Genomic DNA, 22,680 nt, shown 5'->3' on the forward strand with positions numbered 1-22,680 from the left:
CCCCCGGCCACAGCCACCCCCGTGCCCGCGCTGGGCCCCTGGGAGGTGCTGCTGTGCGCCGTGCTGACGGGATTGGCGGGACTGCGGCTGGGCCGCGTGCGCGGCACCTGATGCGGCACCTGATGCCGCCGTCTGCCCGCAGGCCTCAGGCCGAATGCATCCAGCGCTGGTGCAGCCACCGCGCCGCATGGTCCAGCGCATAGCCCAGGGCGCCGATCAGCACCACGGCGGCCATCAGCTCCGAATACGCGAGGCGGTCGCGCGTGTCGAGGATGAAGTAGCCCAGGCCGGCCGATACGCCCAGCATTTCCGCAGGCACCAGCACGATCCAGATGATGCCGATGGCCAGGCGCACGCCGGTGAGGATCTGGGCCGTGATGCCGGGCAGCACCACGCGCAGAACGGTCTCGGTGCGCGTGGCCGACAGGCTGCGCGCCAGCAGCAGCCAGTTGCGGTCCAGCTGGGCCACGCCGGCCGCCGTGCTCAGCAAGATGGGCCAGACGGCAGCGAAGGCCAGCAGGAAGTACACGGGCGCGTCGCCCACGCCCAGCACCATCACGGCAATCGGCATCCACGACAGCGGCGAGATCATGCGCAGGAACTGGAACACGGGCGAGAACGCCTGCGAGAACCCGCGCGACAGGCCCACCAGCACGCCCAGCGGCACGCCGACCACGAAGGCCAGCAGCAGGCCCACGGCCACGCGCTGCAGGCTCAGCAGGGTGTGCATCCAGATGTCGGCGCCTGTCAGCAGCTGGCCCAGCGCCTGCAGGGAAGGCCAGGGCGCAAAGGCCGCAGCCACGGGCGTGCTGCGCGCCAGCAGCGCGCCGCCCACCCACCACAGGGCCAGGACCAGGGCCGCGCCCAGCAGCGGCAATCCGATACGTCGCAACACCTGGATCACACCACGATGGTTTCGCGGCGCGAGAAATCGGCCGGAATGCCGAAGACCTGCGGGCCGCCCACGGCCTGGATGGCCTTGCGCACGAAGCGGTCGTCCACCAGGTCGGTGGCCGCAAACCTGGGCTCCAGCTTGTCGAGGAAGCGCGTGTCGCCCTCGACCTTGGTGGCCTTGATGGCGCGCACCAGCTGCTCGGTGTACGAGGGATAGGGATAGGGCTGGAAGTCGATGCGCCGCTGGTGCCAGCCCTTGTTGACGACCACGCCGCTGGCCTCGTAGCTGGCGTAGTCGGTGGCGGCCAGCACCTTGGACAGCGTCTGCTGCGGATGGGGCGTGTAGCGGCGCTCGCCCGTGCTCGACAGCAGGCGCGCGGCGGCCAGGCGGTTGTCGCGCGTCCACAGCTGGGCCTTGACCACGGCATTGGTCACGCGCTGCGCCCATTCGGGCTTGTCGGCGATGTCGCGCTCGGCCAGGAAGGTGACGCAGCAGGCATGGTCCTTCCAGACGTCGCCCGAGAAGCGCAGCATCTTGCCCACGCCCGCGATCTCGGCGGCGGCATTGAAGGGCTCGGCCACGATGAAGCCCGCGATCGACTTGCCGGCCAGGGCCGAGACCATTTCGGCCGGCGCCAGCACGACGAGGTTGACCTCGTTGGCCGCAATGGCGCCGCCGCGCGCGCGGGTCACGGCCGTGAGGCCGGCCTTGCGCAGCACGTCCTGCAGCAGGATGTTGTGGATGGAGTACCAGAACGGGATCGCCACGGTCTTGCCGCCCAGGTCCTGCACCTTCTGGATCTCGGGCAGCACGGTCAGGCCCGAGCCGTTGACGTGGTTCCAGGCCACGATCTTGGCGGGGAACTTGGCGCCGTAGCGCACCCACAGCGTGGAGGGCGTGAGCAGGTGGATGACGTTGACCTGGCCCGAGACGAAGGCCTCGACGATCTGGGCCCAGGAGCGGAACAGGCGCGGTGCCTCGGCCTTGAGGCCTTCGGCCTCGAACAGGCCGTTGCCGTGGGCCACGAGCAGCGGCGTGGCGTCGGTGATGGGCAGGTAGCCGATCTTCACGGGCTGGTCATCGCCCTTGAAGGCCTGGGCGCGCGCATCGCCTGCGGCCAGCAGCGGCGCGGCCACCGAGGCCGTGGCCAATGCGCCCAGGCGCAGCATGTCGCGCCGCGTGAGGCCGCAGCCGCAGTCCGACGAGGCACAGATGTGGGTGTAGGAAGGGTGGTCCTGGAAGCTCATGCGAAAGACCTTTCAGAAGAGCATGGTTGAAGTCGAAGAAATGGCGGATCGGCAGGCAAGCGGGCAGGCGAGGGAGATCAGGCCTGGGCCGCATGGCGCACGCCGTGCAGGGCCGAGAGGATGTCCAGCCGCAGCGCGGTCACGGCGGCGGCCTGGTCCTCTCGCGGGCGCGCTATGTCCACGCGCCATTCGCGCACGATGTGGCCGGGCCGTCCGCCCATCAGCAGGATGCGGTCGCCCACGAGGATGGCCTCGTCGATGTCATGCGTGACCAGCAGCGCGGCCGTGTGCCAGCGGTGGACCACGTCCACCATCAGCTCCTGCATCTCGGCGCGCGTGATGGCGTCCAGGGCCGAGAACGGCTCGTCGGCCAGCAGCAGCTGCGGCTCGCGTGCCAGGGCACGCGCCAGGGCCACGCGCTGGGCCATGCCGCCCGACAGCTGCGAGGGGTAGAGCGCGCCGCTGCCGCCCAGGCCCACGGCCTGCAGCGCCTGCTCCACGCGCTGGCGGCGGGCCTCGGCCTCCAGCTTCGGCTGGCGCTCGAAGTCCAGGCCGAAGCCCACGTTGCGCCGCGCGTCCAGCCAGGGCAGCAGGCTGGGCTGCTGGAACACGAAGCCCGCGCGCGGGTGCGGCGCGGTCAGCGGCTGGCCGAGGAACTGGAGCTCGCCCCGGCTCCAGGCGCCGCCGTCCGGCGACTCCAGGCCGCCGAGCACGCGCAGCAGCGAGGACTTGCCGCAGCCGCTGCCGCCGAGCAGGCAGACGATCTCGCGCGGGGCAATGCTCAGGGAGATGTCCTCGAACACGGCCTTGCCGGGCGCATAGCCAAAGCCCGCGCCGCGTGCCTGCAGCACGGGCGCGGGAGCGTCAGGGGAGAAAGCTTCCGTCTGGGTCATGAACTGGTGGTTGCCAGGGCCGCGCCAGCCAGCGCGCCCTGTAGCTGCGTGACGCTGGGCGTCACGATGGGGATGAAGGCCGCCTCGCGCCAACGGCGCGCAAATCCCAGCGGCTGGTCGCGATGATAAGCGCGCCCGCCGCTGGCGTGCAGCTCCAGCTGCAGGGACTGCTGCACGATGTCGTTCAATTCCAGGCGCAGGCGGAACAGGGCTTGAGGTCGGTCAAGAAAACGCCCGTCGGACAGGCCGGCATGCAGCGTGGCCGTGGCCAGTTCCAGCGCGTGGCGCTGCTGCTGCAGCGGGCCGCCCAGCACATCGCGCCCGGCGCCGGCACGGGCCGAGGCCGCCGCCAGCGAGGCGCGCGCCAGGCCGATGCACAGCCCCAGCTGCAGGCCCATGAAGGCGGGCCGCACGCGCGGCAGGAAATGGTTGGCGTCGGCATGGATCACATCGGCCGGACCGATCTGCAGCCCCTCGATGGACAGCGCCGCCGTATGGCTGCCGCGCAGCGCGATCAGGTCCAGGTCGGCGCTGCGCTGCAGGCCCGCCGCATCGCCGGGCAGCGCGGCCACGAAGGGCTTTGCACCGTCGCTGCGCGAGACGGCAACGGCCACCACGAAGCGACCCGGCGGCACCAGGTTGGTGGCCCAGGGCACGCGCCCGCGCAGTGCAAGGCCGTCGGCGCCGACAGCGCCGACAGTGCCGACGGGCGTGGCCTCGACCTGCAGGGCCTCGATGCCGCCCAGGTACTTCATGGCGTTGGACAGGCCCGTGGCGCCCGCCTGCGTGCCCTGCAGCAGGCCCGGCAGCCAGCGCTGGCGCAGCGCCGCGTTGGGCGACTGCAGCAGGTATTCGACAAAGGCGCGCTGCGCCCAGAACACGAAGCCCGCCGTCAGCGAATGCCCGGCCACGCCGGCAATGGCCTCCAGCGCATCGCCCAGGCTGCCGCCCTGCCCGCCCTCGGCCACGGGCACGCCCAGGCCGAACAGGCCGTGCTGCGCCAGCCGGGGCAGCACTTCGTGCGCATGCGCGGGGCCTTCGTCCAGGGAGTCGGCATGGGCGTCCAGCCACTGCCGCAGCGAATCAGCCAGCATGTGCGTTCTCCTGCGGTTGTCGGAACTGTTCGGGCAGATAGGGCTGCAGCTGCGGGTTGACGGGGCTTTGCGCCAGGCTGTTGGCAAAGTTGCACAGCGTGGCCAGGCTGATGCCCAGCACCACCTCCAGCGCCTGCTGCTCGCTCAGGCCGGCCGCATGGAAGGCAGCCAGGGCCTCGTCGGCGACGGCGCCGCGCGTGGCGATCACGGCTTCGGCAAAGCGGCGCACGGCGTCCAGGCGCGGCTGGCCCGTGTCGCGGCCGTCCTGCAGCGCCACCACCTCGGCCTGGCTCAGGCCGGCCTGCTTGAAGGCCAGCTTGGTGTGGCCGGCCACGCAGAAGTCGCAGCCATGGATGCGCGCGGCCGTGATCTGCACCACCTCGCGCTCGGCCAGCGTGAGCTGGGCGCGCGCGTTGATCTGGCCCACGGTCACATAGGTCTCCAGCGCCTGGGGCGAGTTGGCCAGGATGGCGATCAGGTTGGGCAGGAATCCGTTGCCGGCCAGGGCGCGCTCCACGAAGGGGCGGCTGGCTTCAGGGGCGGTTTGCGGGGTGTGCAGGGTCAGGCGTGCCATGGTGCTTTGCAGGAATGAAGGAATGCCTTCATGATCGGCCGCGCCCCCCTTGCTATCAATGCCGCCGCGTCGCGGATTTATGCCCGAACGTGTCAACCCGCAGGCGGATGCCCCGGGCTCGGATGGCGGCTCAGCAGCAGCGTGCCTGCGCGCGCTGCCAGGCGCCGGGCTGCTCGCCCATCACGCGCTTGAAGGCGCGCGAGAAGGCCGCATAGGACTCGTAGCCCACGGCCTCGGCCACCTGGCCTATGGCCTCGCCCTGGGCCAGCCGGCGCGCGGCCAGCTGCATGCGCAGCAGCAGCAGGAATTGCTGGGGCGGCTGGCCGCAGGCCTCGGCAAACTGCCGGAAGAACGTGGCGCGCGACAGGCACACGCGCGCGGCCATGTCGGCCACGCTCCAGTTGCGGGCCGGGTCGCGCAGCAGCTCGGCCACCAGCGGCGCAAAGCCCGGCCGGCGCAGCAGGCTCCAGATGCCGCGCGCCCGCGCATCGCCATGCGCCAGCTGGCGCAGGCCGTAGAAGAACAGCAGGCCCACCAGCCGGTCCATCACGGCCGAGGGCTCGGTGCCCGTGCGCAGCGCCTCGGCGCGCATCAGGTCGAACAGCATGGAGGCGCCGCTCATCGCATGGTCGTCGCCGCGCAGCACCAGGTGGTCGGGGAAGGCATCGACCAGCAGGCCGCGCATGGGGCCCTCGAAGGTGAAGAAGCCGCAGGCCAGCGCCGTCTCTCCTATGCCGGCATCGCCCGTGGCGGGACGCATGGCCTGCGGGGCGCAGGCCATGTCCGGGTCGGCATAGGGCGAGATGAAATGCGGCACATCGCGCGAAAGGAACACGCCGTCGCGCGGCTGCAGCTCCACCGAGGGCTGGCCCGGCAGGTGCAGCCAGCAGCGCCCGTCCAGGATCAGGTGAAAGCTGGCCCGCGCGCGCCCTGCCGTGGAAGCCCGCCAGCGCCCGCAGTACTGCCCCACATGGAACACGCTGGCGCGCCATTGCAGGCCGTTGAGCAGGCCGTCGATGACGCGATCGACCTGCGCTTCGGCCGCGCTGTCGGGGACTGGGTCGGGTAGCACGGTGGTACAGGCAAGGCAGTGGAGGGAATGCGGCCGGCCAGTATCGCCACGACGCAGGCGCGGGGGAACGAATCTTTGGGCATATGCTTGTGCCGCAATCGATATCTGGATCTGCATCCAAGTCCGCCCGGCCCGGCCTTGGCCCGATCGTGCCTCAGCGCTGGAAGCCAGAAGGCGGCACCCCGAAATGCCTTTTGAACATGGCCGTGAACGCGCTCTGGCTGGCGTAGCCGCAATCGAGGGCGATGTCGATGATGCGCTCGCCCGCCGCAATGCGGCCCAGCGCGAACATCAGCCGCGCCTGCTCGCGCCACTGGGCGAAGGGCATGCCGGTTTCCTTCACGAACAGGCGCTGCAGCGTCTTGGCGCTCACGCCCAGGCGCTGCGCCCAGTGTTCGGCGGTGGCGGTGTCGGCAGGCTCGCGCATCAGGGCCTCGCAGACCTGGCGCAGCCGCGCGTCGGCGGACAGGGGCAGGTGCAGGGGCAGCACCTCGGCGGCGCGCAGCTCATCGACCAGCAGGTGCATCAGGCGCTCGTCGCGGCTGCCTTCGGCATAGTCCAGCGGCACGCCGACGGCAGCCACCACCAGCTCGCGCAGCAGGGGCGACACATTGACCACGCAGGTGCGCGCGGGCAGGTCCGCAAAGGCCGAGGCGTCGATGTAGGCCGTGCGCATCTTCACGTCGCCCGACATGCGCACATCGTGCTCGGCGCCGGCCTCTATCCACAGCCCCCGGTTGGGCGGCACCAGCCAGGAGCCGGAATGCAGCTGCACCGACATCACGCCTTCGATCGCATACAGCAGCTGGCCGCGCGGATGGGAGTGCCAGCCCGTGCTGGTGCCATGCGCCCAGTTGGCCTCCATGGCGGCCATGGGGCGCCCGGTCTGGTGGTACTTGAGGTATATGCGCGGCAGTTCTGCGGCCATGGGTCCTCCCATCCTGTGGGGTCCTGTGCGGCCCCTGTCCCGATCTCGACAATTGACGTCAGTATAGAGAGAGACAGACGGACGACAAACGCCTATCTTCGGTCCCACGGCCCATTGACCTTCGTCAACGCCGGACCCTGATCGTGCCGCCCTGCGGGGCTCTTTCCTCCATGACAAGCAACACCACCACTCTTGGCGCCCCGGGCGAGCTGGGCGCGCCTGCAACGCATGCCCATCCGGCGCCCGGCCATGCCGCGCAGGGCTTTTTGCTGCGCATCGTCGGCGCCGCCGCCTTCGCCCACCTGCTCAACGACCTGATCCAGGCCGTGCTGCCGGCCGTCTATCCCATGCTCAAGACGGAGTTCTCGCTGAGCTTCGCGCAGATCGGCTGGATATCCCTGGTCTACCAGGTCACGGCCTCGCTGCTGCAGCCCTGGATCGGCCTGTACACCGACAAGCATCCCAAGCCCTACCTGCTGCCGCTGGGCATGATGGTGACGCTGGTGGGCGTGGGCCTGCTGGCCCTGTCCACCAGCTACCCGATGCTGCTGGCCGCCGCGTCGCTGATCGGCGTGGGCTCGTCCACCTTCCACCCCGAGGCCTCGCGCGTGGCGCGGCTGGCCTCGGGCGGGCGCTTCGGCACGGCGCAATCGACCTTCCAGGTGGGCGGAAACACGGGCTCGGCCATCGGCCCGCTGATGGTGGCGGCCATCGTCATTCCGTTCGGCCAGCATGCGATCGCCTGGTTCATGCTGGTGGCGTTGCTGGCCATCTGGGTGCTGCTGCGCATCACGCACTGGCGCCTGCACCACGCGCCGGCCAAGGTGGTGGCGGCCGGCCAGCATGCGCTGACGGCGCTGAACCGCTCGCAGGTCATCCGCGCGGTGACCGTGATCTGCGTGCTGATGTTCGCCAAGTTCGTCTACATCGCGGCCTTTGCCAACTACTTCACCTTCTATCTGATCGAGCGCTTTGCCCTGCCCGTGCAGCAGTCGCAGCTGTACCTGTTCGCCTTCCTGGCGGCCGTGGCGGCGGGCACCTTCGCGGGCGGCCCGGTGGGCGACCGCATAGGGCGCAAGGCCGTGATCTGGGTGTCCTTCCTGGGCGTGGCGCCGTTTGCACTGCTGCTGCCGCATGCCGACCTGTTCTGGACGGCCGTGCTGTCCATCGTCATCGGCCTGGTCATGTCCTCGGCCTTTGCGGCGCTGGTGGTCTACGCCCAGGAGGCCGTGCCCGGCCGCGTGGGCCTGGTCTCGGGGCTGATGTTCGGCCTCATGTTCGGCATCGGCGGCCTGGGGGCTGCCGGCATGGGCAACCTGGCCGACACCCACGGCATCGTCTGGGTGTACAGCCTGGTGGCCTACCTGCCGCTGCTGGGGCTGGCGACGGCCTTTCTGCCGGAAACGCGGGCCCGGCGGCGCTGAGGCGCTGCCTCAATCCGGCTGTATGCCCGCCTGCCGGATCACGGCGGACCAGCGCGCCACCTCCTCGGCGATCTGGGCTCGCGCCTCGTCGGGCGTGGTGAAGGTGGGCATGGCGCCCTGGGCGACCAGGGCGTCCTTCACTTCCTGCTGCCCCATCACGTCCCTGAGCGCGCCACTGAGCCGGGCGACGACGGGCGCGGGCGTGCCCGCAGGCGCCAGCAGGCCGAACATCGACGTCACCTCGAAGCCTGACAGCCCGGCCTCGGCCGTGGTGGGAATGTCGGCAATGGAGGGCACGCGCTGCGCCGTGGTCACGGCCAGGGCGCGCAGGCGCCCGCCCTTGATGAAGCCCTGCGTGGCGGGCAGGGTGTCGAACACCACATCCACCTGGCTGCCCATCAGATCGTTGAGCGCCGGCGTGCTGCCCTTGTAGGGCACGTGGGTCAGCGACACGCCCGCCTGCCGCTTGAACAGCTCGGCCGCCAGATGCTGCGGCGAGCCATTGCCCGAGGAGCCGTAGTTCAGCCCGCCCGGCCGGCTTTTGGCCAGGGCGATGAACTCGCCCAGGCTGGCCGCCTTCACCGCCGGGCCCACGGTCACCACCAGCGGCACGCGGCCCACCACGCCAATGGGCGCAAAGCTCTTGTCCATGGTGAAGCCTGCCGTGGACGCCATGAGCACGCTGTTGATGGAATGGCTGGTCAGCGCGCCCAGCAGCAGGGTGTAGCCGTCGGCCTTTTCCCTGGCCACGGCGGCGGCGCCCAGGTTGCCGGCCGCGCCCGCGCGGTTCTCCACCACCACGGGCTGGCCCAGCGCCAGCGAGAGCCTTTGCCCCACCACGCGCCCGATCACGTCGGTGGCGCCGCCGGGCGTGTAGGGAACGACGAGCTTGATGGGCCGGGCCGGATAACCAGTGTCGGCAGCGGCATCGACTGCGGCGCTGGCTGCGGCACTGGCTGCGGCACTGGCTGCGGTGGGCAACGCCAGGCCTGCGCCCAGGGTCAGCAGTGCGGCGCCCAGCAGGGCGCGCCGGTTGGGCGGATGAGAGCGGTGTTCGGCGGTCATGGATGTCCCCTTGTCCTGTGTCGGAAAAACATGTCCGGCAGCAGACCGGACACGGCCGCATGGTTGGTCAATTAGATTATTAATAATATAGGTGATAACGCCGATGATAATTTGAGGTGAACGCCGCTATCCTGCCGTCAACGCAAGGCAGCGCCTGCCTTCGCTCCCCACTCCAGACACACGGACCGCCGCCATGACCGACCCCAAGACGCCCTCCCCGGCCCACGACATCACCCCCGCCGACGCCGAAAGCGGCATCTCCAAGGGCCTGACCAACTACGGCGACCGGGGCTTTTCGCTGTTCCTGCGCAAGGCCTTCATCAAGGGCGCGGGCTACACGGACTCGGCGCTGCAGCGCCCCGTCATCGGCATTGCCAACACGGGCAGCAGCTACAACCCCTGCCACGGCAACGCGCCCCAGCTGATCGAGGCCGTCAAGCGCGGCGTCATGCTGGCGGGCGGCCTGCCCATGGACTTCCCCACCATCTCGGTGCACGAAAGCTTCTCGGCGCCGACCAGCATGTACCTGCGCAACCTCATGTCCATGGACACCGAGGAGATGATCCGCGCCCAGCCCATGGATGCCGTCGTGCTCATCGGCGGCTGCGACAAGACGGTGCCGGCCCAGTTGATGGGCGCGGCCTCGGCGGGCATCCCGGCCATCCAGCTGATCACCGGGTCGATGCTCACCGGCTCGCACCGCAGCGAGCGCGTGGGCGCCTGCACGGACTGCCGCCGCTACTGGGGCAAGTTCCGCGCCGAAGAGATCGACGCCGAAGAGATCGCCGACGTGAACAACCAGCTGGTGGCCAGCGTGGGCACCTGCTCGGTCATGGGCACGGCCAGCACCATGGCCTGCATTGCCGAGGCGCTGGGCATGACGGTGCCCGGCGGCGCCTCGCCCCCCGCCGTCACGGCCGACCGCATCCGCATCGCCGAGCAGACCGGCACCGAGGCCGTGCGCATGGCGCGCGAGCGCCTGACCATAGCCAAAATCCTTACGCCCGCCGCCTTCGAGAACGCCATGCGCGTGCTGCTGGCCATCGGCGGCTCCACCAACGGCATCGTGCACCTGGCCGCCATCGCGGGGCGCATGGGCTATGACATCGACCTCAAGGCCCTGGACCGCATGGGCCGCGACACGCCCGTGCTGCTGGACCTCAAGCCCTCGGGCGACCACTACATGGAGGACTTCCACCACGCGGGCGGCATGGCCACGCTGCTGCGCGAGCTCAAGCCCCTGCTGAACCTGGACGCCCTCACCGTCACCGGCCGCACGCTGGGCGAAGAGATCGACCGCGCCGGCCCCGGCTTTGCGCAGGACGTGGTGCGCCCGCGCTCCAACCCCATCTACCCGCAGGGCGGCATCGCCGTGCTGCAGGGCAACCTGGCGCCGGGCGGCGCCATCATCAAGCAGTCGGCCGCCCATCCCCGGCTCATGGAGCACGAAGGCCGCGCCGTGGTCTTCGAGAACGCGGCCGACCTGGCCCGCCGCATCGACAGCGACGATCTGGACGTGACCGCGGACGACATCCTCGTGCTCAAGAACATCGGCCCCAAGGGCGCGCCCGGCATGCCCGAGGCGGGCTACATCCCCATCCCGCGCAAGCTGGCCCGCGCGGGCGTCAAGGACATCGTGCGCATCTCAGACGGGCGCATGAGCGGCACGGCCTTCGGCACCATCGTGCTGCACGTCACGCCGGAGTCGGCCGTGGGCGGCCCGCTGGCCCATGTGCACAACGGGGACCGCATCACGCTGTCGGTGGCGCGCCGCGAACTCACGCTGCAGGTCAGCGACGAGGAACTGGCCCGCCGCGCCCGGCTCCACCCCGTGACCGAGCCGACGGCCGAGCGCGGCTACCGCAAGCTCTTTCTCACCACCGTGAACCAGGCCGACCAGGGCGTGGACTTCGACTTCCTGCGCTGCGCCACCGAACGCGGCACCATTCCCGGCCCGCGCGAATAGTCCATGCCAGGCAGCGCGGCCCGCCCGCCATGCCCAGTGAGGGCCATCAGTTCGGACAAAATGGCGTCTTTGTCCCAACCGCCTGTCCTGATGGTCGCTGCCGCCTCACTGCCGATTTCCCTGGATGCCGAACCCGCCCCCGCAGCCGACGCCCTGGGCGCCATGGTGGCCGCGCTGGAAGAGGACGTGGTCTTCGGGCGGCTGCACCCGCGCGAGCGCCTGGTCGAAGACGACCTCATGGCCCGCTTCGACGTCAAGCGCCACATCGCCCGCGAGGCCCTGGCCGCGCTGGACCGCATGGGCCTGATCGAGCGCCGCAAGAACGTCGGCGCCCTGGTGCGCTCCTTCTCCACCCAGGAAGTGCAGGAGCTGTACGAGCTGCGCGGCATGCTCGAAGTGGAGGCTGCCCGCAAGATCCCCCTGCCCGTGCCGGCCGAGAGGCTCGAACGCCTGACCTCCATCCAGCAGCAGCACGACGCCGCCGTGGCCGAAGGCAACGCGCGCCTGGTGTTCCGCATCAACCTGGCCTTTCACCAGGAACTGTTTGCGCTGGCGGGCAACGACACGCTGCACAAGGCCATCACCGAATACGCGCGCCAGACGCACCCCATCCGCTTCGCCTCCCTGGTCTCGGCCGACTACCGCGAGCGCGCACGCCAGGAACACTGGCAGATGATCGAGGCCCTGCGCGCCCAGGACCGCGACGCCCTGGTCCGCCTGTGCGCCGAGCACCTGCTGCCCTCGCGCGATGCGTATCTGAATGCGCAGTTGCAGCGGTTGTAGGCGAAGCCGTTAGCCACAAGGGCACCGCAGCCCCTCAGTCCCGCGCAGCCCCCAGCCTCCCCCGGTACGCTGCAGGCGTCTCCCCGAACGTGCGTCGGAACAGCCCGATGAAGGCGCTGGCCGTGGCGTAGCCCAGGTCCAGCGCGATGTTCGTCACCGGCGCGCCGGCGGCCAGCATCTCCAGCGAGCGCATCAGCCGCGCGCGCTGGCGCCAGGCGGTGAAGCTGAAGCCGGTCTCCGAGACAAAGCGCCGGCTCAGCGTGCGCGAGCTGACGGCGGCCCAGCGTGCCCAGGCCTCCAGGTCGCGGTCATCGGCCGGGTCGGCGATCAGCGCGCGGGCGATGCGCTGCAGGCGCGGGTCTGCGGGCAGTGGCAGGCCCAGGGGCTCCACGGGCAGGGTGCGGATCTCGTCCAGGATCACCGCCATCACATGGGTGCGGGCCTGGTCCGCCGAAGGGCCGGGTTGCACGGGCTGCATTGTGGGCACGCCTTGCTGCCATCCCCAGCCTGCTGCGCGCAGCACGGCCTCGCGCAGCAGGCCCGAGGTGCGGATGGCGCAGGGCCGCTGCGGCAGGTCGGCGCAGGCCGGCTCCGCCACATAGACGCTCCAGCCGTGGAAGGGACCATGGGAGCGGCCCGAATGCAGCTGGTGCGGCGGCAGCCAAACGGCATGGATGGCGGGCACCACCCAGACCGCGTCTTCCACGCCCACCGACAGCAGCCCGCGCAGCGAGCCGAACAGCTGGCCGCGCGCGTGCCGGTGCGGCTCGGAGGCCAGCTCCTCGTCCTGGTTGCCCACGGCCGCGATCAGCACGGGGCCATCGGCACGGTTCACATGGCTGACCAGTTCAAGAATGGCATCGGGCATGGCGTCTTTGAGCTATTTGTTGGCTGATCCAGTCTACAGCCGCCAACGCCTTTGTTCTTACGCTTGTGCCATGCACACCGACAACACCGCCCTTGCAGAGCCGCCAGGCCCGGCCATCGACCTGGATTCGCTCTACGCCGCCCCGGCAGAAAGAATCCAGAAGGCCGTGCGCGACCGCCTGTCCGACTTCCACGAGGCCTATCTGCGCCAGGCCAGCTTCTTTTGCCTGGCCACGGCCGGCGAACGCGGCCTGGATGCCTCGCCGCGCGGCGGGCCGCCCGGCTTTGTGCAGGTGCTGGACGAGCGCACCGTGGCCTTTGCCGACTGGCCCGGCAACAACCGCATCGAATCCCTGCGCAACCTGCAGGCCGATGACCGCCTGGCCATGCTCTTCCTGTTCCCGGGGCTGGACATCTTCCTGCGCATCAACGGGCGCGGCCGCATCTCCACCGACCCCCATCTGCTGCAGGAGCTGAGCGAAGGCAGGGGCACGCCCAAGACCGCCACCGTGGTCCTGGTCGACGAGGTGCTGCTGCACTGCGGCAAGGCCATCCACCGCTCCGGCCTCTGGAACCCGTCCAGCCAGCTGGACCGCACCGCCCTGCCCTCCGTGGGCCAGATGATGGCCGCCCTCACGCAGTTGGCCGATGCCACGGCGCCCGCCATGGATGCCGCGCAACAGGAACAGGCCAACGCCCACTACGCCCATGCGGTCAGGCACGACCTGTACTGATGCCCTGCTTTTTCCCAGGAACCATGACATGCTGATCGATACCTCCCGCTTTCCCCTGGTCTACCTGCGCGAACCCGAAGCGCAGGCACCTGCAGAGGCAGGCAACGGCAATGACGCATCGGCCGAAGCCCAGATCGAATCCCTGCTCGACCAGGGCCGGCACTTCGTGCTGCTCACCGACCACCTGCCCGGCGACCACCCCGAGGAAAGCCACGAAGAACGCAAGCAGCGCGCCCTGTTCTTCAAGCGCAACCGCGAACGCATGCGCCAGCTGTGCCGGGGCATGGTCGTCATCACGGGCGAGCGCGCCGTGCCCGCCGCCCTGCGCCTGGCCGTGCAGGGCATGGGCAAGGCGCTGGGCATGCGGGTCGCGTTCGTGCAGGGGGAGGACGAGGCGCAGGTCTGCTCGTGGGAGCTGCTTGGACAGGCGTGAAGGCAGGCCAGGCGGAGTGTGGGCGCAAACAGACACATCTCCCTACAAGCTCCATACGGGGGAGTCGCATCGATAAAATTATTGGGAATCATTCTCATCCCGTTTTCTCCATGCACTCCCCTCTCCACACGCTGACCCCGATCGCCGGGGCCCTGGCCCTTCTTTTGTCTGCTGGCGCCGCATGGGCCCAGCCTGCCCCTTCCACGGCAACGGCCGCGCCCGAGCTGGGCACCGTCACCGTGGAGGCCAGCGCCGATGCGTCGGCTGAAGGCCTGTCCAGGCCCTACGCGGGCGGCCAGGTGGCGCGCGGCGGGCGGGCCGGGATTCTGGGCACGCGCGACAGCATGGAGACGCCGTTCTCCATCACCAGCTACACCAACGAGCTGATCCAGGACCGCCAGGCCAAGAGCGTGGGCGATGTGCTGCAGAACGATCCTTCCGTGCGCGTGGCACGCGGCTTCGGCAATTTCCAGGAGTCCTACTTCGTGCGCGGCTTCGTGCTGGGCTCGGACGACGTGGCCTACAACGGCCTGTATGCGCTGCTGCCGCGCCAGTACATCGCCACCGAGCTGTTCGAGCGCGTGGAGCTGCTGCGCGGCGCATCGGCCTTTCTGATGGGCGCCAGCCCCAATGGCGGCGGCCTGGGCGGCAACATCAACCTGCTGCCCAAGCGCGCGGGCACCGATCCGCTGTCGCGCGTGACGGCAGGCATTGCCAGCGGCGGCCAGGCCTTCGTGGCGGCCGACGTGAGCCGGCGCTTCGGCCCCGACCAGGCCACGGGCATCCGCCTGAACGCCGCGCACCGTGGCGGCGACACGGCCATCGACCAGGAAAGCTCCAAGCTCGATCTGTTGTCCGTGGGCCTGGACTGGCGCAGCCGCAATGTGCGCCTGTCGGGCGACATCGGCTGGCAGGACAACCGCCTCAAGCGCACGCGCACCAATGTCACGCCGGGCGCAGGGCTGGCGGCCATTCCCGCGGCGCCCGATGCTTCCTCCAACTGGGCCCAGCCCTGGACCTATTCCGACGAGCGCGACCTGTTCGGCACGCTGCGCGGCGAATGGGACATCAACAGCAACGTGACGGCCTGGGCCGCCTACGGCCTGCGCCGCAGCTCCGAGAACAACTCGCTGGCCAACATCACGCTGGCGGCGGCCGGCAATGGCGCGGCCACCACCAGCCGCTTCGACAACGCGCGCAAGGACCGCGTGAGCACGGGCGAGCTGGGCGTGCGCGCGCGCCTGAATACGGGCAGCGTGGGCCATGAGATCGTGGCCAGCTATTCGGCCTTCGACCTCAAGGTCTACAACGCCTATGGCATGAGCACGTCTGCGGTCCAGGGCAATGTGCTGAACACCAACCTCTACAACCCCGGCTACTACGCGATCACACCGCTCAACTACCTGGGCAACGACCTGTCCAACCCCGCCTACAACCGGGGCACGCGCCTGAACAGCTTTGCGCTGGGCGACACGCTGTCGCTGATGGACGGCCGCATGCTGGTGACGGCCGGCGTGCGCCGCCAGACGATAGAGACCGACTCGGTGAGCTACCGCCTCGTCAGCAACGGCGCCGTCACCAGCCAGGGCGGCGTGCGCACGGCCTACGACCAGAGCCGCACCAGCCCGGTGCTGGGCGCGGTGTTCAAGCTCACGCCCCAGGTATCGCTGTACGGCAACTACATCGAGGGACTGGCCCAGGGCGACACGGCGCCGGCCAAGTCGGGCGACACCATCATCGCCAACGCGGGCCAGCAGATGTCGCCCTACGTGACCAAGCAAAAGGAAGTGGGCGTCAAGTACGACGGCGGCAAGCTGGGCGGCGGCCTGGCCTTCTTCTCCACCGACAAGCCGCGCTCGCTGATCGACGGCAACCTCTTCACCTCAGCCGGCAAGGACCGCCACCAGGGCGTGGAATTCAACGTCTTCGGCGAACCCATGCGCGGCCTGCGCCTGCTGGGCGGCGCCACCTGGCTGGATGCCAGGCAGCAAAGCACGGGCCGCGCCACCACCGACGGCAAGCGCGTCATCGGCGTGCCGCGCTTCCAGGCCACGGCGGGCGTGGAATGGGATGTGCCGGGCATCAACGGCCTGGCGCTGGACGGCCGCCTGGTGCACACCGGCGCCAGCTACGCCAACGATGTCAACACCCTGCGCGTGGCCGGATGGAACCGCCTGGACCTGGGCGTGCGCTACATGACCGAAGTGCAGGGCAAGCTGCTCACGCTGCGCCTGCGCGTGGACAACGCGACGGACCGCAACTACTGGGCCTCCGTGGGCGGCTACCCGGGTTCGGGCTACCTGACGGTGGGCGGTCCGCGCACGTTCTCGCTGAGTGCGAGTGTGGATTTCTGAGGCGGGATGCGCGTGCTTTCCGGGAAGGAACCTTTCGCCCGGGCATGGTAATGCACCTGCATTACCATACATCACAGCCTTTCAGGAGATGCCATCATGTTTTCGACACTTGAAGCCGAATCCACGCTCACTGACCGCTACCAGACCACCATTCCCGAAGCCGTTCGCCGCGCATTGCACCTGAGCAAGCGCGACAGGATCCACTACACCATCCTGCCCGGCGGTGAGGTCGTGCTCAGTCGCGCCGACTCCGCCGAGGATGCCGATCCCGTGCTGGGCCAGTTTCTCGGCTTTCTGGCCCAGGACATGGCAGCCCACCCCGAGCGCCTGCAGACCATGGATGCCCGTCTGGCGCAGCAGATCCAGGCGCTGACCGAAGGCATCGAGGTCGATCTGGATGCACCGCTTCTGGCAGACGACGAATGAGCGCCGTACCGCCCGCCCCCTTGCGCATCCACGGCTGGACGGTATTCATGCACCCGCTTTTCCTTGCCCAGCTGCAGGCGTTGAGCCAGGAAGTGGAGGGTCTGAAAACGAAGGACCCTGGCGGGTACACACGCAAGAACGCGACCAAGCGATTGGCGGCGATCCGCAAGCTGGCATTCGATGTCATCCCGCAGGATCCCACGCGGCCAGACTACCGCCAGGGCCATACCCTGGGCGAGGAGCACAAGCACTGGTTTCGGGCCAGGTTCTTCCAGCAGTACCGCCTGTTCTTCCGCTTTCACGTCCCCAGCAAAATCATCGTGTTCGCCTGGGTCAACGATGAGGACACCAAGCAAGCCTATGAGGGCAGCGACGATGCCTACAGGGTGTTCCGAAAAATGCTCGCCAACGGGCACCCTCCTGGCGATTGGGACAGTTTGCTGGCACAGGCGAAGTCCCCGCCATCCCGCTCACCGCCGCACGCCTGAGCCGCAGCCCGCCCTCAAGTCTCGCGCGGCTTGGTATCCGGCTCCGCGTCAGCCTGCGGGGGCGGCGCACTGACCACGTGCGGCAGCATCACGAGGATGACGATGGCCAGCAGCGTGGCCAGCAGCGCGATGGCCTCGCGCCCCAGGCCGCAGGCCACGCCGATGGCGGCCGTCATCCAGATGCCGGCGGCCGTGGTCAGGCCCTGCACCTGTTCCTCGGAGTGGCGCTTGATGATGGCGCCCGCGCCCAGGAAGCCCACGCCGGCCACCACGCCCTGGATCACGCGGCTCATGTCGGCAATGCCCATGCCGCCGCGCTCGGGCACCAGCACGAACAGCGCCGCGCCCATGGCCACCAGCATGTGGGTGCGCAGGCCGGCGGCCTTGCCCTTGTGTTCTCGCTCGTAGCCGACGATGCCGCCCAGCAGGGCCGCCAGCAGCAGGCGCACCATGACGCGCGTGACCTCGGCCGCATCGGGCAGGCTGGAGAATTCCTCGGCCAGGGTGCTGGTCACTTCCTCCCACATGGCGCGTTCCTTTCCTCGGGTTGTGCGTCAGGACTCAGGAAGCGAGCATGGCGTGGCGTGCAGCGCGCCCAGGCCATCGCCCTTCGCCATTGCCTGTCAGCCAAGCGCGCCTGGCTCAGGCGCCTGCGGGCTTGTCCTGGTCCCTGGGCGGTGCAGCCGGCTGCGCCGTGCTGGCGGGCTCGGGCTCCGGCGTTGGCGCTGGAGCCGGTGCAGGTACTGGCCCAGAAGCAGGCACCAGACTCAGCATGTGCTGGGCCAGCGTCTCGTACAGCGGCCGGGCCAGCATGCGCGAGACCAGGCTGGCCAGCATGGCCGCCGCCATCAGGCTGAGCACCATGGAGTGGCCGTCCACCATCTCCATCACGATGATGAAGGCCGTCAGCGGCGCCTGCGTCACGGCGGCCAGGAAGGCGGCCATGCCCATGGCGATGAGTGCGGGCGCGATGTCTGCGCCCATGAGGCCGGCCACGTTGTGGCCCACGCCCGCGCCGATGGACAGCGAGGGCGCGAAGATGCCGCCCGGCACGCCCACCCAGGCCGACAGCCAGGTGGCGATGAACTTGAGCGTGACGTAGAACGAGGGCACGTCGGCCTGGCCCGCCAGCATGTGCTTGACGGCCTCCGAGCCCGCGCCGAAGGTGGCGCCGCCCGTGACCATGCCGATGACGGCGATCACCAGCGCGATCGCCGCCGCGAAGCGGATGGGAAAGCGCGCACGCAGCTGGTTGAGCCGCTCGGGCGCGCGGGTCAGCGAAGCGGCCAGCAGCTTGGCGAACAGGCCGCCCAGCACGCCGCAGGCCAGGGTCACGCACAGGCCGGGCAGCAGTGCGTCCCAGGTCAGGCCGGGCACCTGGATGCGCCCGAAATAGCTGAGGTTGCCGAAGGCCGACACGCCCATCAGGCCGGCCAGCACGATGGCCGCGATGATCAGGCCGCTGGAGCGCGACTCCAGCTTGCGCGACAGCTCCTCGATGGCGAAGACCACGCCCGCCAGCGGCGCGTTGAAGGCCGCCGCAATGCCGGCCGCGCCGCCGGCCACCAGCAGCGCATGGTGGCTGATGCCCGAATGCGGCCCGAACCAGCGCCGCGCATGGTGCATGACACCGGCGGCCACCTGCACCGAAGGCCCCTCGCGCCCGATGGACAGCCCCGCCGCAAAGCCCGCGCTGGCCAGCGCCATCTTGGCGAAGGACAGCCACAGCGACACGAAACGCCCGCGCTGCGCGGGGTCCAGCGCAGGGTCCAGCGTGGCGATCACCTGCGGAATGCCCGACCCCGCCGCGCCCGGCGCCCAGCGCCGCGTGAGCCACACGGCGCCCGCCGTGACGGCGGGCATCCACAGCAGCACGGCCCAGCCGCCCTGCCAGTGGTAGATGCTCTCGAAGAGTTCAAAGCCCGCGTCGGCCATCAGCGTGAAGGCCACCACGCACAGCCCGGCGGCCGCCGCATAGGCCAGCACGATGGTGCGGTCCAGCCAGCGCCTGCCGTCCCGGAATTCCTGGTTCAGGTTGTGGAGGAAGTCGGGTTCTTGCTGCATCGCGTGAAGAGATCGCGTAAGGAAATCGCGTGAAGGAGTCGCGTCCAAGGACCGCGAAAGAGGCTGGGCGAAAGCCGTTCATTGTGCCCAAGCTGACCGGCCGCGTATGTCGCCGGCGGCAATGCCTACTTCGCCGCTGCGTTGATGGCCAGGCGCCTCAGCCGCGCCAGCGCAGCGCATCGACCACCAGCGAGAACGCGGGCGAGGGCTGCCTGCGGCTGGGGTAGTACAGGTGGTGGCCGTCGAATCTTGGGCACCAGTCCTCCAACACGCGCTGCAGCTGGCCGCCCTGGATCCAGGGCATGACCTCGTCCTCGGGCAGCAGCGTGACGCCCAGCCCGGCCAGGGACGCATCGATCTGGGGCTGGGTGGTGTTGAAGATCAGCGGCCCGTCCACGCGCACATTCATCTTGCGGCCCCGGCGCTCGAACTCCCACACATACAGGCCGCCGGAGGTCACCATGCGCTGGTTGATGCAGCGGTGCGCCATCAGGTCCTGCGGATTCTTCGGAATGCCGTGCTCCGCGAAATACCCGGGCGAGGACACCACGGCCATGCGCAGCGGCGGGCCGATGGGCACGGCGATCATGTCCTTGTCGATGGTGCTGCCCAGGCGCACGCCGGCGTCGAAGCGCTCGGCCACGATGTCGCGGAATCCGTAGTACACGTCGAACTCCATGCAGATGTCCGGATAGGCGCGCAGCAGCGGCGCCAGCCGGGGCAGCAGGGTGCTTTGCAGCATGTAGTCGCCGCAGGTGATGCGCACCGTGCCGCCGGGCTTGTCGCGCAGCGCGGTCAGGGCGTCGAGTTCGGCCTCGATCTCGTCGAAGCGGTGGCCTATGGCCTGCATCAGCCGCTCGCCCGCCGCCGTGGGTGAGACGCTGCGCGTGGTGCGCGTGAGCAGGCGGATCTGCAGCCGCTCCTCCAGCGCGCGCACGGTCTGGCTCAGCGCCGACTGGGTGACGCCCAGCGCAGCCGCCGCGCGCGTGAAGCTGCCCTCGCGCGCCACGGTGACGAAGGCCAGCAGGTCATTGAGGTTGCGTCTTGCCATGGCCGCAAGCCTAGCGCCATCCATTGATTAGCTGTGCTGATAAGCCCATTAAGCATTGATTAGCTAGTCAGCAGGGCAGGCGGCGGCAAGAATGCCCGCATCCCTTTCCACACCCACCAGGCCTCCCACGAGGAACACCCCATGACCGTCAAAGCCTATGGAGCCCATGCGGGCGACCTGCCCCTGCAATCCCTGGACATCACGCGCCGCGCACCGGGCGCCCACGATGTGCAGATCGAGATCGCCTTCTGCGGCGTCTGCCACTCCGACATCCACCAGGTACGCTCGGAATGGGCGGGCACGCTCTACCCCTGCGTGCCGGGCCACGAGATCGTGGGCCGCGTCTCGGCCGTGGGCGCCCATGTGTCGGGCGTGAAGGCTGGCGATCTGGTCGGCGTGGGCTGCATCGTGGACAGCTGCCGCCATTGCGCGGACTGCGACGAGGGCCTGGAGAACTATTGCGACCACATGGTCGGCACCTACAACGGCCCCACGCCCGATGCGCCCGGCCACACGCTGGGCGGCTACGCGCAGAGCATCGTCGTGCATGAGCGCTATGTGCTGCACATCCGCCACCCCGAGGAACAGCTGGCCGCCGTGGCGCCGCTGCTGTGCGCGGGCATCACCACCTGGTCGCCGCTGCGCCACTGGGGCGTGGGGCCAGGCCACAAGGTGGGCGTGGTGGGCATTGGCGGCCTGGGCCACATGGGCATCAAGCTGGCCCACGCCATGGGCGCGCATGTGGTGGCCTTCACCACCTCCGAGTCCAAGCGCGAGGCGGCGCGCGCCCTGGGTGCCGACGAAGTGGTGGTCTCGCGCAACGCGGCCGAGATGGCGGCGCACGCCAAGAGCCTGGACTTCATCCTCAACACCGTGGCCGCGCCGCATGACCTGGATGCCTTCTTCACCCTGCTCAAGCGCGACGGCACCATGGCCCTGGTGGGCGCGCCGGCCACGCCCCATCCCTCGCCCCAGGTATTCAACCTGATCATGAAGCGCCGCAGCCTGGCTGGTTCCATGATCGGCGGCATTCCCGAAACGCAGGAGATGCTGGATTTCTGCGCCCAGCACGGCATCGTGGCCGATATCGAGATGATCCGCGCCGACGAGATCAACGCCGCCTACGAACGCATGCTGCGGGGCGATGTGAAGTACCGCTTCGTGATCGACAACGCCACGCTGGCGGCCTGAGGCTGCAGCCCGGAAGGCAGGCCGGCGCCCTGGTCTGTCTAGGGCGCCGCCGTCCAGGGATTGATGGTCTGCAGCCCACCGGCCTCGAACGGACTGGTGTCGCGCGTTGCCACCATCAGCCCATGCGCCATGGCGGTGGCCGCGATATAGCCATCGGCCTTGGCGATGGCCTTGCCCTGCGTCTTCGCGCTCGCCATCAGGTCGGCATAGGCCTTTGCCGCGCCCAGGTCAAAGGCCAGGACACGGCCGGCGAAGGCCGGCAAAACCTCATGCTCCAGTCGCTCCTGGTAGATCGTGCGACGCCTTCCCTCAGGCATCGCTGCAATGCCGTAGCGCAGTTCTGCCACGGTGACGGCAGACAGATGAAGCGTTTCAATGGCCTGGGCGTCCATCCAGGCAAGCACTCTGGCGTCGGGCGCAAGCCTCCAGAGTTCCGAGATCACATTGGTATCGATGACGATCATTCGAATTGCATGGGCTCGGCCGGCGTCCTGTCGCGAAGGCGGTTGAATTCCTCGGCTTCGGAGTCGGTCAGTCCTCCTGCCTCGCGGGCAATGGCCGCCAGCATGGAGCCGAGCCTGACACGCTCTGCCGGCCGGACGGCGGCTTCCAGAATGTCGCGGATTTCCGCCTCCGTGCTGCGGCCATGGTGGGCAGCACGTACCCGCAAGGCCCGGTGCACGGCATCGGGCAGGTTTCTCACAGTCACATTGGCCATTGCGCAGCCTTTCGCAGAGTTCGCCAGCAATGATATCAATTCGATGACTTAGATATCAAACCCACCATTCGCATGACCATGCCTGCGTTGCGCCGCTCTGCAGTCAACTGCCGCGCCGCAGCAGGTAGATGTCCATGATCCACCCATGCCGCTCGCGCGCTGCGGCGCGGGCCTGCACGATGCGCGGGGCGGCCTCGGCCAGCGGGCCGCTGTCCAGCATCTGGCGGTCCATGCCCAGGTAGGCGCCCCACCAGATGTGCAGGCCGTGGGAGGGCAGCTCGGTGAAGCTGCACTGGCCCGTCCAGCATGACCACGAAGGGTTGCCCGATGTGGTTGAGCTCAATCGCATGGGCCAAGCCAATCTCTCACCTATGTGCAGGGGCTTGAAAGTCCTAAATAAGCGCATGCGCGGT

Annotated in this window: 23 protein-coding genes and 1 pseudogene; 9 read left to right on the forward strand and 15 right to left on the reverse strand. The window is 69.3% G+C overall.

Translation table 11 applies throughout. The features are described from left to right. Positions 1–145: 145 nt before the first annotated feature. From A9976_RS23915 to A9976_RS23945, 7 genes are all read right to left on the reverse strand, one after another. Positions 146–904, reverse strand: a complete 759-nt coding sequence (locus tag A9976_RS23915) for an ABC transporter permease (protein ID WP_016452684.1) — start codon at positions 902–904, stop codon at positions 146–148. Next, complete coding sequence (locus A9976_RS23920) at positions 901–2,142, reverse strand: ABC transporter substrate-binding protein (RefSeq protein ID WP_016448371.1); 1,242 nt, start codon at positions 2,140–2,142, stop codon at positions 901–903. Before A9976_RS23920 ends, A9976_RS23915 begins: the two co-directional genes overlap by 4 nt. A gap of 77 nt (positions 2,143–2,219) precedes the next feature. Further along, positions 2,220–3,035 carry an ABC transporter ATP-binding protein gene (locus A9976_RS23925; protein WP_013800535.1) on the reverse strand — a complete coding sequence of 272 codons (816 nt, stop codon included), beginning with the start codon at positions 3,033–3,035 and terminating at the stop codon, positions 2,220–2,222. Next, positions 3,032–4,129: an acyl-CoA dehydrogenase family protein gene (locus tag A9976_RS23930; protein ID WP_012207622.1), complete on the reverse strand. Its 1,098-nt coding sequence runs from the start codon at positions 4,127–4,129 to the stop codon at positions 3,032–3,034. Before A9976_RS23930 ends, A9976_RS23925 begins: the two co-directional genes overlap by 4 nt. Further along, the gene (locus A9976_RS23935; protein ID WP_183021065.1) at positions 4,119–4,703 is read right to left on the reverse strand and encodes a carboxymuconolactone decarboxylase family protein; all 585 of its coding nucleotides are present in this window, start codon (positions 4,701–4,703) and stop codon (positions 4,119–4,121) included. Before A9976_RS23935 ends, A9976_RS23930 begins: the two co-directional genes overlap by 11 nt. Positions 4,704–4,833: 130 nt before the next feature. Beyond that, the gene (locus A9976_RS23940; RefSeq protein WP_088165579.1) at positions 4,834–5,775 is read right to left on the reverse strand and encodes an AraC family transcriptional regulator; all 942 of its coding nucleotides are present in this window, start codon (positions 5,773–5,775) and stop codon (positions 4,834–4,836) included. A 154-nt stretch (positions 5,776–5,929) separates the two neighbouring features. Beyond that, positions 5,930–6,703, reverse strand: coding sequence for a helix-turn-helix domain-containing protein (locus A9976_RS23945; protein ID WP_183021066.1), 774 nt, complete (start codon positions 6,701–6,703; stop codon positions 5,930–5,932). A gap of 170 nt (positions 6,704–6,873) precedes the next feature. Here A9976_RS23945 and A9976_RS23950 point away from each other — a divergent pair, with 170 nt between their 5' ends. Continuing rightward, a complete protein-coding gene (locus A9976_RS23950; RefSeq protein WP_183021067.1) occupies positions 6,874–8,127 on the forward strand; it encodes an MFS transporter in 1,254 nt (417 codons plus the stop codon). 9 nt (positions 8,128–8,136) lie between these two features. Here A9976_RS23950 and A9976_RS23955 read toward each other — a convergent pair whose 3' ends face one another. Further along, positions 8,137–9,192 carry a tripartite tricarboxylate transporter substrate binding protein gene (locus A9976_RS23955; RefSeq protein ID WP_183021068.1) on the reverse strand — a complete coding sequence of 352 codons (1,056 nt, stop codon included), beginning with the start codon at positions 9,190–9,192 and terminating at the stop codon, positions 8,137–8,139. 193 nt (positions 9,193–9,385) lie between these two features. Between A9976_RS23955 and A9976_RS23960 the strand changes: the two genes are divergently transcribed. Continuing rightward, entirely contained in the window at positions 9,386–11,158 is a 1,773-nt protein-coding gene (locus A9976_RS23960) for an IlvD/Edd family dehydratase (RefSeq protein WP_183021069.1), read from the forward strand. Between the two features lie 90 nt (positions 11,159–11,248). Beyond that, entirely contained in the window at positions 11,249–11,941 is a 693-nt protein-coding gene (locus tag A9976_RS23965; RefSeq protein ID WP_043821684.1) for a GntR family transcriptional regulator, read from the forward strand. Between the two features lie 34 nt (positions 11,942–11,975). Here A9976_RS23965 and A9976_RS23970 read toward each other — a convergent pair whose 3' ends face one another. Next, positions 11,976–12,809, reverse strand: coding sequence for a helix-turn-helix domain-containing protein (locus tag A9976_RS23970; RefSeq protein ID WP_183021070.1), 834 nt, complete (start codon positions 12,807–12,809; stop codon positions 11,976–11,978). A 70-nt stretch (positions 12,810–12,879) separates the two neighbouring features. Here A9976_RS23970 and A9976_RS23975 point away from each other — a divergent pair, with 70 nt between their 5' ends. From A9976_RS23975 to A9976_RS23995, 5 genes are all read left to right on the forward strand, one after another. Further along, a complete protein-coding gene (locus A9976_RS23975) occupies positions 12,880–13,542 on the forward strand; it encodes an MSMEG_1061 family FMN-dependent PPOX-type flavoprotein (protein WP_183021071.1) in 663 nt (220 codons plus the stop codon). Between the two features lie 28 nt (positions 13,543–13,570). Beyond that, positions 13,571–13,975, forward strand: a complete 405-nt coding sequence (locus A9976_RS23980; protein WP_183021072.1) for a hypothetical protein — start codon at positions 13,571–13,573, stop codon at positions 13,973–13,975. A 110-nt stretch (positions 13,976–14,085) separates the two neighbouring features. Continuing rightward, complete coding sequence (locus A9976_RS23985) at positions 14,086–16,329, forward strand: TonB-dependent siderophore receptor (protein WP_183021073.1); 2,244 nt, start codon at positions 14,086–14,088, stop codon at positions 16,327–16,329. Between the two features lie 96 nt (positions 16,330–16,425). Further along, entirely contained in the window at positions 16,426–16,755 is a 330-nt protein-coding gene (locus A9976_RS23990) for a type II toxin-antitoxin system PrlF family antitoxin (RefSeq protein ID WP_016448384.1), read from the forward strand. Continuing rightward, positions 16,752–17,243: a type II toxin-antitoxin system YhaV family toxin gene (locus A9976_RS23995; protein ID WP_183021074.1), complete on the forward strand. Its 492-nt coding sequence runs from the start codon at positions 16,752–16,754 to the stop codon at positions 17,241–17,243. Before A9976_RS23990 ends, A9976_RS23995 begins: the two co-directional genes overlap by 4 nt. A 14-nt stretch (positions 17,244–17,257) precedes the next feature. Here A9976_RS23995 and A9976_RS24000 read toward each other — a convergent pair whose 3' ends face one another. The 3 genes from A9976_RS24000 to A9976_RS24010 all read right to left on the reverse strand — a co-directional run bounded on the left by A9976_RS24000 (position 17,258) and on the right by A9976_RS24010 (position 20,358). After that, complete coding sequence (locus tag A9976_RS24000; RefSeq protein ID WP_012207634.1) at positions 17,258–17,770, reverse strand: MgtC/SapB family protein; 513 nt, start codon at positions 17,768–17,770, stop codon at positions 17,258–17,260. A gap of 115 nt (positions 17,771–17,885) precedes the next feature. Continuing rightward, positions 17,886–19,307, reverse strand: a complete 1,422-nt coding sequence (locus tag A9976_RS24005; RefSeq protein ID WP_183021075.1) for a chloride channel protein — start codon at positions 19,305–19,307, stop codon at positions 17,886–17,888. Positions 19,308–19,464: 157 nt separating this feature from the next. Continuing rightward, complete coding sequence (locus A9976_RS24010) at positions 19,465–20,358, reverse strand: LysR family transcriptional regulator (protein WP_183021076.1); 894 nt, start codon at positions 20,356–20,358, stop codon at positions 19,465–19,467. Positions 20,359–20,499: 141 nt separating this feature from the next. On the opposite strand from A9976_RS24010, the gene A9976_RS24015 reads away from it, so the two are divergent. Continuing rightward, the gene (locus tag A9976_RS24015) at positions 20,500–21,549 is read left to right on the forward strand and encodes an NAD(P)-dependent alcohol dehydrogenase (protein WP_183021077.1); all 1,050 of its coding nucleotides are present in this window, start codon (positions 20,500–20,502) and stop codon (positions 21,547–21,549) included. A 38-nt stretch (positions 21,550–21,587) separates the two neighbouring features. On the opposite strand, the gene A9976_RS24020 is transcribed toward A9976_RS24015, so the two are convergent. The 3 genes and pseudogenes from A9976_RS24020 to A9976_RS24030 form a co-directional block, all read right to left on the reverse strand. Then, complete coding sequence (locus A9976_RS24020) at positions 21,588–22,013, reverse strand: type II toxin-antitoxin system VapC family toxin (RefSeq protein WP_183021078.1); 426 nt, start codon at positions 22,011–22,013, stop codon at positions 21,588–21,590. Next, on the reverse strand, positions 22,010–22,267 hold the full coding sequence (locus tag A9976_RS24025; protein WP_183021079.1) for a FitA-like ribbon-helix-helix domain-containing protein: 258 nt from the start codon (positions 22,265–22,267) through the stop codon (positions 22,010–22,012). Before A9976_RS24025 ends, A9976_RS24020 begins: the two co-directional genes overlap by 4 nt. Positions 22,268–22,370: 103 nt before the next feature. After that, a pseudogene (locus A9976_RS24030) lies at positions 22,371–22,620 on the reverse strand (precorrin-6A synthase (deacetylating)); the annotation flags it as partial. Positions 22,621–22,680: the final 60 nt, after the last annotated feature.

The organism is Delftia sp. UME58 (assembly GCF_014170385.1).
In the GTDB taxonomy this organism is placed as follows: domain Bacteria; phylum Pseudomonadota; class Gammaproteobacteria; order Burkholderiales; family Burkholderiaceae_C; genus Comamonas; species Comamonas acidovorans.